16 protein-coding genes are annotated in these 14,818 nt (G+C 36.8%); 5 read left to right on the forward strand and 11 right to left on the reverse strand.

What is annotated here, in order from left to right:
* Window positions 1-171 precede the first annotated feature (171 nt).
* Both RBH95_RS00165 and RBH95_RS00170 read left to right on the forward strand, forming a co-directional pair.
* Window positions 172-1,194, forward strand: a complete 1,023-nt coding sequence (locus RBH95_RS00165) for an XdhC family protein (protein ID WP_307900724.1) — start codon at window positions 172-174, stop codon at window positions 1,192-1,194.
* A gap of 13 nt (window positions 1,195-1,207) precedes the next feature.
* Window positions 1,208-1,798, forward strand: a complete 591-nt coding sequence (locus RBH95_RS00170) for a nucleotidyltransferase family protein (RefSeq protein ID WP_307900725.1) — start codon at window positions 1,208-1,210, stop codon at window positions 1,796-1,798.
* A 1-nt stretch (window position 1,799) separates the two neighbouring features.
* Here the strand turns inward: RBH95_RS00170 and RBH95_RS00175 are convergent, their stop codons facing one another.
* From RBH95_RS00175 to RBH95_RS00185, 3 genes are all read right to left on the reverse strand, one after another.
* Window positions 1,800-3,998, reverse strand: a complete 2,199-nt coding sequence (locus RBH95_RS00175; RefSeq protein WP_307900726.1) for a xanthine dehydrogenase family protein molybdopterin-binding subunit — start codon at window positions 3,996-3,998, stop codon at window positions 1,800-1,802.
* A gap of 6 nt (window positions 3,999-4,004) precedes the next feature.
* Window positions 4,005-4,469, reverse strand: coding sequence for a (2Fe-2S)-binding protein (locus tag RBH95_RS00180; protein WP_307900727.1), 465 nt, complete (start codon window positions 4,467-4,469; stop codon window positions 4,005-4,007).
* Window positions 4,470-4,717: 248 nt separating this feature from the next.
* Window positions 4,718-5,365 carry a hypothetical protein gene (locus tag RBH95_RS00185; RefSeq protein ID WP_307900728.1) on the reverse strand — a complete coding sequence of 216 codons (648 nt, stop codon included), beginning with the start codon at window positions 5,363-5,365 and terminating at the stop codon, window positions 4,718-4,720.
* 962 nt (window positions 5,366-6,327) lie between these two features.
* On the opposite strand from RBH95_RS00185, the gene RBH95_RS00190 reads away from it, so the two are divergent.
* Together RBH95_RS00190 and RBH95_RS00195 are read left to right on the forward strand one after the other, a co-directional pair.
* Window positions 6,328-7,584, forward strand: a complete 1,257-nt coding sequence (locus RBH95_RS00190; RefSeq protein WP_307900729.1) for a tyrosine-type recombinase/integrase — start codon at window positions 6,328-6,330, stop codon at window positions 7,582-7,584.
* A 2-nt stretch (window positions 7,585-7,586) separates the two neighbouring features.
* Window positions 7,587-8,033 (forward strand): MerR family transcriptional regulator, encoded by a 447-nt coding sequence (locus RBH95_RS00195; RefSeq protein WP_307900730.1) that lies wholly within the window; start codon window positions 7,587-7,589, stop codon window positions 8,031-8,033.
* A 63-nt stretch (window positions 8,034-8,096) separates the two neighbouring features.
* Here RBH95_RS00195 and RBH95_RS00200 read toward each other — a convergent pair whose 3' ends face one another.
* Together RBH95_RS00200 and RBH95_RS00205 are read right to left on the reverse strand one after the other, a co-directional pair.
* Window positions 8,097-8,348 carry a hypothetical protein gene (locus RBH95_RS00200; RefSeq protein WP_307900731.1) on the reverse strand — a complete coding sequence of 84 codons (252 nt, stop codon included), beginning with the start codon at window positions 8,346-8,348 and terminating at the stop codon, window positions 8,097-8,099.
* 2 nt (window positions 8,349-8,350) lie between these two features.
* The gene (locus RBH95_RS00205) at window positions 8,351-8,953 is read right to left on the reverse strand and encodes a recombinase family protein (RefSeq protein ID WP_307900732.1); all 603 of its coding nucleotides are present in this window, start codon (window positions 8,951-8,953) and stop codon (window positions 8,351-8,353) included.
* A gap of 436 nt (window positions 8,954-9,389) precedes the next feature.
* On the opposite strand from RBH95_RS00205, the gene RBH95_RS00210 reads away from it, so the two are divergent.
* Window positions 9,390-9,548, forward strand: a complete 159-nt coding sequence (locus tag RBH95_RS00210) for a hypothetical protein (protein WP_307900733.1) — start codon at window positions 9,390-9,392, stop codon at window positions 9,546-9,548.
* Window positions 9,549-9,705: 157 nt separating this feature from the next.
* Here the strand turns inward: RBH95_RS00210 and RBH95_RS00215 are convergent, their stop codons facing one another.
* From RBH95_RS00215 to RBH95_RS00240, 6 genes are all read right to left on the reverse strand, one after another.
* Window positions 9,706-10,839, reverse strand: coding sequence for a hypothetical protein (locus RBH95_RS00215; protein ID WP_307900734.1), 1,134 nt, complete (start codon window positions 10,837-10,839; stop codon window positions 9,706-9,708).
* Window positions 10,840-11,084: 245 nt separating this feature from the next.
* Complete coding sequence (locus tag RBH95_RS00220; protein ID WP_307900735.1) at window positions 11,085-11,651, reverse strand: lipopolysaccharide assembly protein LapB; 567 nt, start codon at window positions 11,649-11,651, stop codon at window positions 11,085-11,087.
* Window positions 11,652-11,815: 164 nt separating this feature from the next.
* The gene (locus tag RBH95_RS00225) at window positions 11,816-12,655 is read right to left on the reverse strand and encodes a hypothetical protein (RefSeq protein ID WP_307900736.1); all 840 of its coding nucleotides are present in this window, start codon (window positions 12,653-12,655) and stop codon (window positions 11,816-11,818) included.
* A gap of 145 nt (window positions 12,656-12,800) precedes the next feature.
* On the reverse strand, window positions 12,801-13,286 hold the full coding sequence (locus tag RBH95_RS00230) for a hypothetical protein (RefSeq protein WP_307900737.1): 486 nt from the start codon (window positions 13,284-13,286) through the stop codon (window positions 12,801-12,803).
* Between the two features lie 183 nt (window positions 13,287-13,469).
* On the reverse strand, window positions 13,470-13,931 hold the full coding sequence (locus RBH95_RS00235; RefSeq protein WP_307900738.1) for a hypothetical protein: 462 nt from the start codon (window positions 13,929-13,931) through the stop codon (window positions 13,470-13,472).
* Between the two features lie 164 nt (window positions 13,932-14,095).
* The gene (locus RBH95_RS00240; protein WP_307900739.1) at window positions 14,096-14,701 is read right to left on the reverse strand and encodes a hypothetical protein; all 606 of its coding nucleotides are present in this window, start codon (window positions 14,699-14,701) and stop codon (window positions 14,096-14,098) included.
* Between the last annotated feature and the right edge of the window lie 117 nt (window positions 14,702-14,818).

A 14,818-nucleotide genomic window follows, 5' to 3' on the forward strand; every position in this document is an offset into this window, starting at 1 on the left:
TTAGGAGTCCTCTTCCGGTTGTGTTGGTACAACACAAAGGCCTACCGACAGGGCGTCTTTTCTTTTGGTTCGTTTTCTTTGGACGAGCAAAGAAAATGAACAGACATCCACCAAAAACTAACAAAGCAAAAACCCCTTTCAACCTACCCCAAGATTTCGTACTTTTAAAGGATGACCCATGAATTCAAAAACATCCTAGAACAGACCCATAGCAACCAAAAAAGGCACCTAAAACACGTCTTGGCAACCGTCGTGGCTCTAGACGGCTCCTCCTACAGGAAACCAGGGGTACAGATGCTAATTGATGAAAACGGCCATATCACAGGTGCCGTCAGTGGCGGCTGTGTAGAAAAAGAAGTAGTACTGCAATCAATATCCGTGTTTAAGAAGGGAATGCCCAAAGTGATGACCTACGACGGACGCTACCGATTGGGTTGTGAAGGCACTCTTTTCATTCTATTGGAACCCTTTAGTATCACAGAAGCAGCTTTTAACACTATACAAAAAGAGTTATCTGCACGTAGGCCCATGCAATGGACTTCCTATTTTCAAAAGGAAGACAAAACAGATGCCTCGTTTGGTTCGGTGTTAAAGCTTGAAGATGGTTCGCACATAAGCTTTAGGACAGACGTGGATGAAATGAATTTTCAAACTGATCACCTAAGTTTTCAACAGGAGTTTACCCCACTCTCACGATTGATTATTATTGGGGCCGAACACGATGCCGTACAGCTTTGCAAATCGGCTGCCCAATTAGGTTGGGAAGTCCTTTTAATAGCCTCCCCAAACGACCCTAAGAACGACATAGATTTTCCAGGTGTTTCCTCCATATACCACCTCAACCCAGAGCAGCAATGGCCCCTGCCTATCGATGCGCATACGGCCATTGTGCTTATGACCCACAACTATGCCCGCGACCTGCACTTTGCGTTACAGCTGTCCCAAACCCAGCCTTTTTACATGGGCATTTTGGGCTCCTACCACCGCAGGGAAAAGCTTCTTAACGAACTCATAGAACGCCAACCCGATATTGCTTCGGAGTTTTTGGACACTATCTTTAGTCCTGCAGGTATAGCCATTGGGGCCATCACCCCGCAGGAAATTGCCCTTTCCATCCTTAGTGAAATCATTGCGGTAAAGCGCCATCGGGAAGTGCCCTCCCTTCGGTCCTACCTCCGGAATATCCATCCCTAACACTACAAGATCTATGTCACACAGTGCCATCATCGTTTTAGCCGCAGGGGAAGGAAGCCGCATGCAGCAAATCAAACAATTGTTACCCTACAAAAGCACGACGCTTTTAGAACATGCCCTTACAACCGCGCTTAGCACACAAGCTAATCATACCCTTTGTGTATTGGGCGCCCATAGCCCAAAGATCTTAGAGCATGGACTTCCGAATATCGTCATACCTATAGAAAACATACATTGGAAAGAAGGTATGGGAAGCAGCATTGCAGCAGCTTTACAGTATCTAAATGACGAGCTTCCAACGGTCAACACAGTACTCTTCACTTTGGCAGACCAACCCTTGGTCACCACCGCCTATTTGAATCTAATACTGAAAACTTCAAAAGAGCGTCCTACTTCCATTATAGCTACCAACTACGAAACTTCACTAGGCGTTCCTGCCCTATTTCCGAAGCGCTATTTTGAAATTCTAAAGTCATTACAGGGAGAAACAGGTGCCAAAAGCATTCTTATGGCACACCAATCGCAAGTGATTGCATTGACACCCAACTTCGAGAACTTGGATGTTGACACCCCCGAAGCCTATCAAAAGATATTAAAACTGTAAATTATCCCACAAATTTAGGTTGTTGTGGCACTACCATATACGGTTGTCTATAGTAACGTGTACCCGTAGCTTTATAGAGCGCATTGGCCAAAGCTCCTGCCACAGGAGGCAACGAAGGCTCGCCAAGGCCTGTAGGTGCAATACCATTGTCCACAAAAAACACGGCAATTTCCAAAGGCGCCTCATTGTTTCTAATAAGATGGTACCCATCAAAATTTTGCTGTTGAGTGGCCCCTTTTTCAAAAGTCAACTGGCTATACATACAATGGCCTATACCGTCAATGATACCTCCCTCAATCTGGTTAATGGCCCCTTCCTTGTTCACCACAATCCCACAATCTACCGCGCACCACACTTTTTTAATGCGAATATTGGCATCGTCCACCTTTTCCAAATCGAACACCTGAGCCACATAGGAATTATGCGAATAATAGGCCGCTACCCCACGGTATACATTAGGCATTTTGCTTCCCCAATTGCTTTTGTCACGTACCAATTTCAGGACGCCTGCATAGCGTTCAGGATCGTAATCATTACGTTCACCCACGGGATTTTTGATGGCTCTATCAAATAGCTGCAACCTAAACTCGATAGGATCTTTCCCCGCAGCTTCCGCCACTTCATCCAAAAAGGACTGTTCGGCGCCGGCTACAAAATTGGACCTTGGTGCTCGCCAAGCCCCGGTAGAAATATTGGTATCAATACCATAATGCGTCGCCTTATAATTCGCTACCGTACCTGCCGGAAACCGATCAGGAAACAAGGGACTCGACGGAATCCCAGCCCCCTTCACTGCAAAAGCTGCAAGATGCCCCTTCTTGTCCAAAGCAGCTCGGTATTGTATGTGGTACGACGGACGGTACGTCCCCTGCGTCATGTCATCTTCTCGGGTATAAATTAATTTTATAGGCCCACCATAAGCTTTCGAAATAGCTGCTGCCTCCAAACCAAAATTCCCATAAAGGCGTCTTCCAAAGCCACCACCCATTCTAGTCATATCTACAAAAATCTTGGATTCCGGCATGTTTAGCAAGCCTGCAGCCGATTGCCGCAACTGTTCTGGGGTTTGTATCGGGCCAATAAGCCGTGCCTTATCTGCGGTCACATCCGCAAAAAAGTTCATGGGTTCCATAGTATTATGGGCCAAAAAGGCACCGGTATACCCACGTTCCACCACCTTATCTGACGAGGCAAATACCCCATCGGGGTCGCCATCCTTTCGGCCTACCTCTCCTTCACTCTTATCAAATACACTGCTAAAACTGTCCAAATGTGCCGTAGTGGCTTCCAAAGTCCCCACGGTTTTCCAACGTACCTCCAGGGCTTCTTTGGCTTTCATCACCTGCCAAGTGCTGTCGCCTACCACTACCAAGAGCTCATTAAAGGCATTCACATCAGACCACTGTGGCTTGTCCAAAGCCGTATTCACGGTAAATATCTTTTTAATTCCCGGCATGCTCTTGGCCTTATCGGCGTTATACCCATCCAATTGCATTCCAAAAGCGGGCGGATGCACAATCATGGCTATGGCCGTGCCCTTTTCCATATAATCCAAACCAAACAACGGCTTCCCAGTAACAATGCCCTTGCCGTCCACGTTCTTCACAAAAGTCCCAATCAACTTAAAATCTTTAGGGTCTTTTAGTGGCACCTCTTCCGGTACCGCAATGGTAGCTGCTTCCTGCAAGAGGTCTTTATAGGCTATACTTTTTCCGCTAGGCAAATGTTTCACCATGCCCTTATCGGTCACCAATTCATCGGGAGACATGCTCCATAATTTGGCTGCCGAAGCCAACATTAAATAGCGCGCTGTGGCCCCCGCCATACGCAAGCTGTCCCAACCTTGACGGATGGATTGACTCCCTCCCGCCAATTGGCGTGTATATTTTTCGGTGTCCAAAGGCGCCTGTTCTACCTGAACTTGGTCCCAATCCACATCCAGCTCCTCGGCCACAATAAGCGGCATGGAGGTTTTAACGTTCTGTCCAATTTCGGGGTTGGGCGACATGATGGTCACCGTCCCGTCTTCATTCATCCTGATAAACGCATTGATGTTGAAGAGGCCCTCAACCGCCTCGGCATTGCTGCTACTGTGCGCCAAGCCCGAAAGCCAACTGAACTGCAGCATCAAACCGGCCCCGCCCACTGCGGAAACCTTTAAAAACGAACGTCTATTGAAATGGGTTTTAATATGTGTCATGGCTGCTTACAGGTCTTTGGCGGCCATGGCTACGGCCTTATTGATTCTGGTATAGGTGCCGCAACGACACAGATTGCCCGTCATGGCATTGCGAATATCGTCTTCGGAAGGGTTGGGATTGCGCTCCAATAGGGCGGCCGCACTCATAATCTGTCCTGCTTGGCAGTAGCCACATTGGGCCACATCTACTTCCAACCAAGCCTTTTGTACCGGGTGCGTACCATCCTTAGAAAGTCCTTCGATAGTGGTGAGCTTCATGCCCTCATTGGCCACAGCACTAACCGGCAAAGAACACGAGCGTATCGCGTTACCGTTTAAGTGAATGGTGCAGGCCCCGCACTGCCCAATGCCGCAGCCGTACTTGGTACCCACCAATTGTAAATGATCTCTCAAGACCCAAAGTACGGGGGTGTCGGCGTCCACATCAACCTGATGTATGGCCCCATTTATGTGCAAGCTGTATTGTGGCATAGTGTGCAGTTTAGTGATTGCTAAAGAATTAAAGTTATGAAAACTTTAACGGATTTTTAAAAGCCTTAGCAGAATTTTAACGAATGGTAACAGATGTATCACATCTCTTTATTTATTGTGGAAAGGAGTTTTTAGCACCCGAGTTTTAAAACGTATGAAACCTTATGAAGTCGTAATTCATGCCTAAACCTTCATAATGCGATGCCGATTCTTTTGGGAATAATCCTTTTCTGGTACAATTTCAAATTTTACTGAATTTCATCCTTTACAAAAACTGGTAATTCCCTACTATACTCTTCCATTTCTGGCTTGAGTATCCTATTGTAAAAATACGGCGTAGGCTGCCCGCCTGTACTGCTAAGCGAATCTATTTCTTGAAGCAATTCAGAATAACTTTCCAAATGCACTCTCATTTTGAAGTAATCTAAAAGAATTATAGAATCATTTGGAGACAACTGCATTCTATGCTCAAGTAAATTTACATTAGCTCTAATATTTTTTTGCGCATCCATTATTGCTCCCTTTTTATAATTTAAATAGGCGTTCGACAAATTCAAACTATATTCCTTAAAAGACGTATCTAACCCCTCGGATTTTTCCAACAAATCATTTAATTCTGAATATCTTTCTGAAAAAAATAGAACTGGAAAAATCACACTCAAGTTTTTATCCTTCAATCCAACCTTTTTAAGGTAACCAGATTCATTCAATAACACATAAGCACTATCTAATGAACTTACCCGTTCAGTCATCATATAGTTAAAATTCAATTTCTTAACCTTACGCTCAATGAGCTCAAAATCATTCTTGTTAGAATCCTCAACTTGATATTTCTGGTTCTTACAAGCAACTAAAACAGAAAGAACCAACAGTTTGGCAGTCAATATTTTTTTCATTGGTCTATATCTAAATCAGAGTTTTATGAAATCACTATTTATTTTCTCCTATATGCTAATGCATTAAAAGGGTGAAATTTTAGTCATAAAATTAGTGTTTCAGTTTACAATCCTCAGCGCACAAGAAGTAATTTTTGTGCAACATTGTTTTTATCGTAAGCCAGTCGCCAATACGTAATAACAGTAACCTATTGAACATCATTTAATCAAAACATCCTACTCCAAACCTAATGTTCATACAAATATTTTCCAAACACCTAAATCCATGACTCCATGCCCTCTCAAAAACGCCCTCCATCCCCCATCATAAACAAGGGCTATGTTAATGCTTGGTTCGTCTTTGGTTCGTGTTTTCTTCAAGGATTCTTCGTAAAAAGCCTTGTTTTACGAGGAAAACAGGAAGAATCCTCGAAGAAAAACCCTAAAAAAGTATGTTAAAGGGAGGTTTATTGTATGATTTAAGAGGGTGTTTCTATGGAATGGTTTGGTTGGAAATATGGTTTGAATAGGAATGGTAAACCCACTTCCTCCATGGGCGGAAAAACCTGTCATAAGCATAGAGAGCAAATTCCGTTAAGAACTTGGGAAGCCTTGGACCAAGTTTAGGAATTTGTGAACGGTTTTGGGATTCTGGAAGAAGCACAAAAATACCTACTGACAGGGCGTCTTTTCTTTTGGTTCGTTTTCTTTGGACGAGCAAAGAAATCGAAGATTCAGCATAGCTAAAATGAACAGAAGCAATATGAAAGCTTCTACAGTCTACAAATAACAAAAAAGCCAAACATAAGTTCGGCTTTTTATTGGTCGGGATGACTGGATTCGAACTATATTTTCCTTATTACATTAAACACTCTCTATCTATTGTTTTTTCAGAGGTTTACTAAAAAACCTTTTTAATATTTTCTCTAAACGTTTTCCTTATTTTCTTAATTTTCTTTAATTTGTGTTCCAATTGTGTTCCCATGGGTTATTCAACAGTTAAATTATATAAGGAAAATAAAAATAAAGAAAAATTTGTAGTCATATACTATAAACATGATGGTTCCGCTATAAGACACAGAACTGGGATTACAATTTCTGAAAAAGATTTCGATAAAAAAGCTGAGAAAATTAAACCTTCCCACCCTTCAAATGAAGACTACAATAAAATCATTGGTAAAATTCAAAGGTCAATAGAAAATATAATTATCGATTATATAAATGAACACGGAATTAAACCAAACAGCGACTATGTAAAGACACAAATTGCATCAGGGCTTAAAGAAAGAAAGGACTCTTTGGAAGCTGACATCATTGACTGCTATGAAGATTTTTTGAGTGAAAAAAAAATCATGTTTAGTAGCCCTGAAAGAAGCACCACCTCCTTGAAAGATTATATTTCAACTAAAAATGCATTACAGGATTATTCCAAGGTTATAGGGCACATCCGCCCTTCGGATATAAATAACACCATTTGGTTGACCAAGTTTAATAAGTTTCTTGCTGAGACACGACCAAATATTACTGGTTATAAATTTGTTACCTCAGCTCAGAATGATAAAACTAGGGCTAAACGATTTGGTGTTCTGAAGAACTTTGGAGATTGGTTATTAAAAGAAAAATACCTGAAAGATATTGATGCACTCAAAAACTTCAAGGTGAAGGTTGATAAAAAAACCTATTACACTTTAAGTCTAGAAGAATTAAGCTTAATCCAAAATCATCATTTTAAATCTTTATCTCACCAAAAAGCTATTGACATGTTCATAGTAGCGTGCCATACTGGCTTGAGATTTAGTGATGTTATTAGAATTTCAAAAACCAAGATTACCAAGAAGAATGACGCAAAAATTCTTTCCATTATAAACCAGAAAACCAAAATCAAGGTCGAGGTACCTTTAACTGACAAAGTGTTAAGCATTCTTAAGAAATATGACTACCACCTGAACTTATTATCATCCCAAAAAACTAATGAATACATTCATGAAGGTCTAAAAAACATCAAAGAATTCCATGAATTACAAGAAAATAGTTATGATGGTGATGAATTGCACATTTATGATTTAATCACATTTCATACAGGTCGCAGAACTTTCATCACTAACTTGGTAAACAATAATGTTAGTTTAAATGCCATAATGAAAATGACTGGACACAGAAAAATATCTACTTTACAACAGTATATTAACCCTGATTACAATTTAATTATGGATAACGTTAGAATCTTTAATAGTTTATAGAAATGAAAAAAGCAGATGCACAATTAGTAATAGATTTAATTCATGCTACGGAGGCTTACCCAGAATTCATTAGTGTTGAAAATGTAGTTCAAAGCACTATTGATAAATACATTGATAATCTTATTAAGAACAAGCCTGAAATTAAATATAAAACCATAAAAACTGACACTGAGAGAAAGATGAATAACTTCATCAGACAATTCGAGGTTGCATTTCAAAAAAAATTAAAGAAGCTCGGTGAGGAACACCATATAAATCCTGAGCCTAAACCAATTAAAGAAGAAAAACAATATCTAATTAAAGAAGCTTCTGCTATACTTAATATGACCCCACAAAACCTTAATCATCTCTTAAGAAAGCATCCAGAAATAAATATTATTGAAATATCAAGCAGAAAAAGATATTTAACCGAAAATGAACTAAACAAACTAAAAAAAATTAATAAGTGATAATTATATAAAATAACCTAAACTCATCCCTACCGATACGAAAATGGAAGAATAACATTCTATTTATTGAGAGCGTAACCATTTTATAAGCTGTACCACCAATAATACTATTAAAGTAATCAATGATACCACCAAGGAAATTAAGAGTCCTAGTGTGTTTAAATCCCCTTTATAGTCAGTTGGTCTATTTTTTCTTTCCGCATTCCTAAAAGCTCTAAACCAATGTTCAGCTTCTTGGTCATACCTTGCCAAAGTAGTCGAACCATAGTCGTTAGGTCTCCATTTAAAGTCTTGTCTTTCTCCTTGAGTAGCCATATCTAAATATTTTGTTCTTGCATTGCTTTTTTTACCCTTTGTGCCACGCCAAGACTAACACCTCCCAAAGCAGCAGCACGTCTTAATGATTCACCATTGTTAAGCTCGTTGGCTACCTTCTTATACTTGTTTAAAAACACCTCAGTGGTCATTTTGGAGCCATGTAAACGACCCTTGTATATTCCTTTGGCTTTTGCTATCTCTATACCTTGGCGTTGACGCTCTAACATATTATTGCGCTCCATCTCACTCACATTTCCCAATACTGACACAATCATCTTGAAGATTGGATTCTGTTTACCATCTACCATGGAATACATTCCAATATTCTCTACATAAAGATTCACATTACTATTGGTGAAAAATTCACATACGGTTAGGATGTCTAGTATTGACCTTCCAATCCTATCAATGGACAAAACATGCACCTCATCAATTTTGTTATATTTGATTGCTTCAACCAGTTTCTTTCCTTGTGGTCTGTCAAAGAATGGTATTGCTCCACTAATCTTATCCATATAGACCCTATCGAATTCAGATTCGTTTTTTTCTTGTCTTGCCGTGTTTTGCTCCTGAGTTGAAACTCTAATGTATTTGACTTTCATAGTTCCTTTATTGTTATTCAAATATAGTGTATTAATTTAGGGTGACCTAATAATACACCTAAAAACCAGGCGTTTAGCTCGAATTAGTGTATTCAATAAAGGCATGCTTGGAATGATACACTTGATGTATATACAAGCACTTTTTATTTTTAAAAAAATGGTCGCCAATTCACGCTCATATGGGACCCGTATATACAGGGGGGGGGCTTTCTTTTTTGGTCAGGAGGTGGGATACGGGGGGATAAGTCCATGTCATCCAATTTTCTACCGACACTTCACAGACCAGTCGGACCAATATGCCTAGAAACATCCAAAAACCGCAAGCATCATAAAGTATAGACTTTAATTTAGGTGACATGCTAATGAAAGGCGGTACAGATAAAAATAGTTAGTGTTTTGGTTTTTAAATACATATTTATATACAAAGAGAAGTATCATGGCAAAACTACCAACAAGTGAAAATACCGAAACCTTTATAATGAGGATATCACCAGAATTGAAAGAGAAATTAAATCAATTGGCCAAAAAGAGTAAATATGGTGGAACCGCATCATCTGCGATAAGGTACTTAATAGAGAATGCAAGTAGATATTAAATTTACCACCCAATTGTTGTCTACGATTCAGCCAAACTTTCGTTGCGTGAAAATCCGCTAGGATATTCGTGTTAAGAAACTAAGATAGCAAATTTGCGAGGATTTTCCGCTAGGAAAATCAGAAGCAATGAATTATACACGGTGTTGTAATGCGTTTTTATTTATAATATTCAATTTGTCTTATCCACTTATATAATTCTATTCCATCTACTTTTTTAACTATTTCATTCCAATTCCCGTTGCTATCATATTTATAGTCAAATTTAATCTTATAGGTTTTTAACTCTTTAGAAGGCCAATGTTCTTCTGTGTATTCTAAAAATCTAATTTTATCATCTCGATAATCGTATTTTTCAATACGTATGGTGTTCGATTCTTTTTCGGTATAGTAATACTTTTTCTTTAGCCTATTTTCTTTATCATATTCATAATTGGTGTAATAAGGTCTATCGCTCGAGAAACCTCTAATTTCTTGAATCAAGTTATTATTCTTGTACTTATAAATTGTGTGTTCTCCCAATTTGGTTCCCTTATGGTCGCCATCTGAATTTAATCCATATGTTTTTCTATCAATTAATCTATTCGATTCGTCATATTTATTGACTAAATCTTTATAAATATTACCTATTGTATCTTGTACGCCCCAAGACCAACTTCTTTCTCCAACTTTTCTATAGCTATTCGGGTTTTTATAAATTCGGTAAAGTAATTTTCCACTATCATTATACTTGAAAATATATTCGTCTATCGTTCCGTATTCGTCAATACTTTTTTGCCTAATTAATTTTCCATTTTCGTCATATCTCTTATAACGATAATTATAAAAGTCTAAATCCGAATTTTGGCTTATAATGGTTTCGTGTCTATCTCTTTCGTAGTAATGAGTATCAATGTAAACTAAATCGTATATGGAATCAATTTTTCTGATAAGTCTATCTTGCTTGTCGTACTCATATCTGTAGTAGTTTTCAAGCGAGTCTTTTTTATCATACCAAATATCTTCAATCAAAAGACCATTTTCATTGTAATGTCTTTCGTAATTTATGTAGTAACAAAAGTTGGTTGAATACCAAATGCTTTTAAATCGAGAAATCGTTGATTCAGGTCCCATAAATCCAGAATGACCATAGTCTCCGTCAATGTCAAATAGTTTAGGATTCTCTCTTTCAGTTAGAAATATTACCTTTTCTCTAATAGATTTAACCTTTCCATAAATCGTATCTTTTTGTTGACCAAAGGAAAATGAAAACCAGAATAATGTTAAAGCTAAAATTAGGTTGGTTTTGTTCATTGTTTTTGAGGTAAATCTATTTGGTTTTATTTCAGTAAAATAGTCTAAATGAGTTAAGGAATTAATTCAGTGAGTAATTCAGTTTGTTGGTTTAGGCAAATGCATTACAACGGTTTGTGTATAGTTTCGTTGCGTGAAAATCCGTAGGATTTTCGTGTTAAGAAACTAAGATAGTAAAGTTGCGAGGATTTTCCGTGAGGAAAATCAGTAGCAATGAATTATACACGGTGTTGTGCAACGTAATTTTATTCCAAATAATCTTCTATTTTTTTTATTTCAATTACAATTCTATGATTTTCTGGCAAGCATTCAATTAATTCAGAAGGTCTTGCTAAGTCATTTTTAGGCATTTTTTGGTACCATTTTAATACTTTCTCAAAGAAAACAATTCCAGCCGTTTTATTTCCTGATTTATAAGTGCAAAATCCAATTTGTTCAATCAGTTTTACATACCTCCAAAGTTGAAATTTTTTCAAAGCTTTAGTGTCAACTTTTAAATAATTTTTAAGCGCAAGCTCTAAATTTCCAACATCGTGATAAATATGTGCTAAATATAATTGGGCGAGAAAATTCGTTTTGTCTTTTTCAGTTGCTTTTTTAAAATTTTCAATTATTTTTTCTGAACTATTTCTCCAATCGTCACTTTCATAATCAATCAATCCAAGTAATTGATAGTCTGTAGAGTTCAGTTTGGTTTGAGCAATAATTTTCCCACGAATACTCTTTCGAAATGATTCTTTTTCAATTGGATTTTCCGAAATAGAAAACTTGTCATATAGCTCCAAAATTTCTATTTCAAATTGAGATTTCATTCAGTTTCCGTGATTTTGAGTTATGTTGCACAACGGTTTGTGTATAGTTTCGTTGCGTGAAAATCCGCTAGGATTTTCAGGTTAAGAAACTAAGGTAGCAAAATTGCGAGGATTTTCCATGAGGAAAATCAGAAGCAATGAATTATACACTGTGTTGCCCACAGTTATTTTTTCGCAATACTGTCAATTACAATAAATTTATGTTCAAAAAATGTTTTTGGTCCTATAATACTATCGATTTTCATTCCATTTTCATCTAATTCAGTAGGTCCCATAAAATATTGCTGATAATATCCACGTAATGTTTTTTCTCCGGTAGTTTCATACCATTGACCAAACGTTGCTAAATCTCTAAATACAGCACCTTTATACCATTTTTGGTTTATAGTATCTTTTGTAAGGTCATAAAAGGTGTCTAATTTGACTTCCTTTTCATTTGAGAAATCATAATTATAATTCTTTTCTTCTCTTGCTAAAAGCACTCTTACATTTGCGGGATGGTCAGTAATTAAATGAGAAAATATTTCGACGTATCCAATTATTGGTTCATTTAGTTTTAATGTATCTCTATTGAAATAAATAACATCATATGAAGTAGCTCGTCGACTGACAGTATCGTTTATAAATTCTTTTTGTTTATAAATTGAATCCTCATATCTCCAAGCTAAAGTGTCTCCGTTTTTATTTAAATGCCAAATTTGATTTAGTCTAGAATTTCCTTTGAAAGGAAACCATTCCCTTATTTCTCTTATGTTTCCGTCTTTATCAGACAAAATCCATTTTCCAAATTTTTGCTTTTCATTGAGTTGTTTTCCTTTTTTGAAAATATTTCCGTTTCGATAAAAATAATGAACGCTATCAAAATTTTCGTAATGTGTAATCCTTTTAAATTCAGTCTTATTTTTATAATATTCAACCGTTTTATTTTCAGAATTTCGCTTTGAAATGTCATTACAACTTGACAAAAGAATTGTGATTATAAATGTCAGCAGGATTTTTTTCATAATTGTGGGCAACGGTTTGTGTATAGTTTCGTTGCGTGAAAATCCGCTAGGATTTTCGTGTTAAGAAACTAAGATAATAAAGTTGCTAGGATTTTCCGTGAGGAAAATCGGAAGCAATGAATTATACATAGTGTTGGGCTACGTTTTATTCAAAATCTATTTCGAGTCTGTTTTGTCTTGCAGGAATTAGTTTGTCTCCATCTATAATAAATTCCCAAAAGGCAGGTTGGTAATTATCTAGTGAATCATTTTCATTTTTGTAATTTTTTAGATTTTCTATAATCGGAGCCTTGTAAATTGTAACCCAACCTTCATTGCATTTTGATGAAGTGTAGTTAAATGTAACTAGTTTTCCATGGATGAAGGTGAATCCATTTAGTTTACTTTGATAGTTAATGTTAGTGTTGATGGAAATGCGACATTTGCCCTCATATTCGAAAAATTGTACTTCATAAACTTCGGGGTCATGTCGGTTAAATTTGGAGGTGTCCAACACAAATTCTTGATATTTTTCAATAATTGTCTCGATTTTACTGAGCAGCTCTGACTTTATATAGACATTTTTTTTAGATGTACAGCATACCAATAGAGGGCATAAGAGTAATAATTTTAAAAGTCGTTTGACATTCATATTTTCCATATTTAATACTTCTAACTTTTAGTAGTAATGTAGCCCAACGGTTTGTGTATAGTTTCGTTGCGTGAAAATCCGCAGGATTTTCGAGTTAAGAAACTAAGATAGCAAAGTTGCGAGGATTTTCCGTGAGGAAAATCAGAAGCAATGAATTATACACTGTGTTGTACACTGGCTTTTTTAATCGTTTTGTTTTTTTAGATAAATTCTCCGTTTTGTCATATATCTTTCTCCCCAAAATAAATATTTTTTATGTCGGCTTATTGCCTTTCCTCGTTTTACAACATGACCGTCTGAATGAAAGGAAAACAATTTTCCGTTTTTGTATTTATACTTTTTGTTTTCAATTTGGGGATTTCCAGAAGATAGTAATTCCTCAACATTTTTTTCGTCCTCTTGCTCAATGTCAAATGTGAGTAATATTACATTTTTATCAATTATTTTAAATTTTCCTTTTCCAGATTCATGAACTAAATCTCCGCTAAATTCATATTCAAAAGTATAGTTTTCATTCAGTTGAATCTTAGTAACGAAGAAACCTAAACTAGCAACATTGCTTGAGTAATATCCAAATATTTTTTCTTGCCCGAATAGATTACTTGAGATGATAACAATGAAAAGAAGTAATAGGTTTTTTTTCAATTTCAGGTGTTTTTATAGCTTGTGTACAACGGTTAGGCTATAATTCCGTTGCGAGGAAAAATCGGAGATTTTTCAGAGTAGGAATTGTAGCTGGATAAAGTTAATGTTTTTTGGGTAGGGTAGGATGTTAGCAATGGATTATAGCCAGTGTTGGCAACCGTTTTTTATTCACAATCAATTTCAGGCGCATCATAATATCCAACGGCCTTACTTGTCGTAACCTTTTCATATTTTGTAAAATCAGAACGACATATATAATAATCCACAGCTTTTTGAGACTCATGAACTACAAAGATAGGATTGAGATAGTTTTCCCTTACAACGTTATATTTTTTCAATACTTCTACAGTTTTTTCATTCACCTTAAATTGATTGTCTTTCCAAAAGAAAAGTTTTCCATCTTGCTCAATGTGTCTTGATGGAAGGTTATCTTTCTTAAATCCTAAACTATCAGAGAGCAAATAGGTGAATTCATTAGTCATAGCAGAAATATTAATGGCAATGATTCCTTGGTATGGTTCACCATTGACCCAACGAGAATTACGCTCATCAATTTTTTCCAATACTTTCCTGTAAAGAGTATCAATATATTCAACCTCAAATACTTTATGTTTTTTATACAATTTGCTGGTATGACTGAAATCAATTATTGCATTTTTTATTGCTTGGTTTTCATTTCCACTTGCAATCAGATTATTCCTAAATGAGGAACAGCTCAAAATCAAATTTGAAATCAGTATGATGAAATATAGAGATTTAAAATTGAGCATATTTCTTAATGGTTGCCAACGGTGTGTGTATAGTTTCGTTGCGTGAAAATCCGCAGGATTTTCGTGTTAAGAAACTAAGATAGCAAAGTTGCGAGGATTTTCCGCGAGGAAAATCGG

Origin of the sequence: Mangrovimonas sp. YM274 (assembly GCF_030908385.1) — a bacterium.
Lineage (GTDB): Bacteria > Bacteroidota > Bacteroidia > Flavobacteriales > Flavobacteriaceae > Mangrovimonas_A.

What these genes read in the sequence shown, in the direction of transcription:
- RBH95_RS00190 (WP_307900729.1), top strand. Translation starts at nt 6,328, where the DNA reads ATGGGTTATTCAACAGTTAAATTATATAAGGAAAATAAAAATAAAGAA.
- RBH95_RS00230 (WP_307900737.1), bottom strand. Translation starts at nt 13,286, where the DNA reads ATGAATGTCAAACGACTTTTAAAATTATTACTCTTATGCCCTCTATTG.
- RBH95_RS00180 (WP_307900727.1), bottom strand. Translation starts at nt 4,469, where the DNA reads ATGCCACAATACAGCTTGCACATAAATGGGGCCATACATCAGGTTGAT.
- RBH95_RS00165 (WP_307900724.1), top strand. Translation starts at nt 172, where the DNA reads ATGACCCATGAATTCAAAAACATCCTAGAACAGACCCATAGCAACCAA.
- RBH95_RS00220 (WP_307900735.1), bottom strand. Translation starts at nt 11,651, where the DNA reads ATGAAATCTCAATTTGAAATAGAAATTTTGGAGCTATATGACAAGTTT.
- RBH95_RS00225 (WP_307900736.1), bottom strand. Translation starts at nt 12,655, where the DNA reads ATGAAAAAAATCCTGCTGACATTTATAATCACAATTCTTTTGTCAAGT.
- RBH95_RS00215 (WP_307900734.1), bottom strand. Translation starts at nt 10,839, where the DNA reads ATGAACAAAACCAACCTAATTTTAGCTTTAACATTATTCTGGTTTTCA.
- RBH95_RS00240 (WP_307900739.1), bottom strand. Translation starts at nt 14,701, where the DNA reads ATGCTCAATTTTAAATCTCTATATTTCATCATACTGATTTCAAATTTG.
- RBH95_RS00175 (WP_307900726.1), bottom strand. Translation starts at nt 3,998, where the DNA reads ATGACACATATTAAAACCCATTTCAATAGACGTTCGTTTTTAAAGGTT.
- RBH95_RS00205 (WP_307900732.1), bottom strand. Translation starts at nt 8,953, where the DNA reads ATGAAAGTCAAATACATTAGAGTTTCAACTCAGGAGCAAAACACGGCA.
- RBH95_RS00200 (WP_307900731.1), bottom strand. Translation starts at nt 8,348, where the DNA reads ATGGCTACTCAAGGAGAAAGACAAGACTTTAAATGGAGACCTAACGAC.
- RBH95_RS00195 (WP_307900730.1), top strand. Translation starts at nt 7,587, where the DNA reads ATGAAAAAAGCAGATGCACAATTAGTAATAGATTTAATTCATGCTACG.
- RBH95_RS00210 (WP_307900733.1), top strand. Translation starts at nt 9,390, where the DNA reads ATGGCAAAACTACCAACAAGTGAAAATACCGAAACCTTTATAATGAGG.
- RBH95_RS00185 (WP_307900728.1), bottom strand. Translation starts at nt 5,365, where the DNA reads ATGAAAAAAATATTGACTGCCAAACTGTTGGTTCTTTCTGTTTTAGTT.
- RBH95_RS00170 (WP_307900725.1), top strand. Translation starts at nt 1,208, where the DNA reads ATGTCACACAGTGCCATCATCGTTTTAGCCGCAGGGGAAGGAAGCCGC.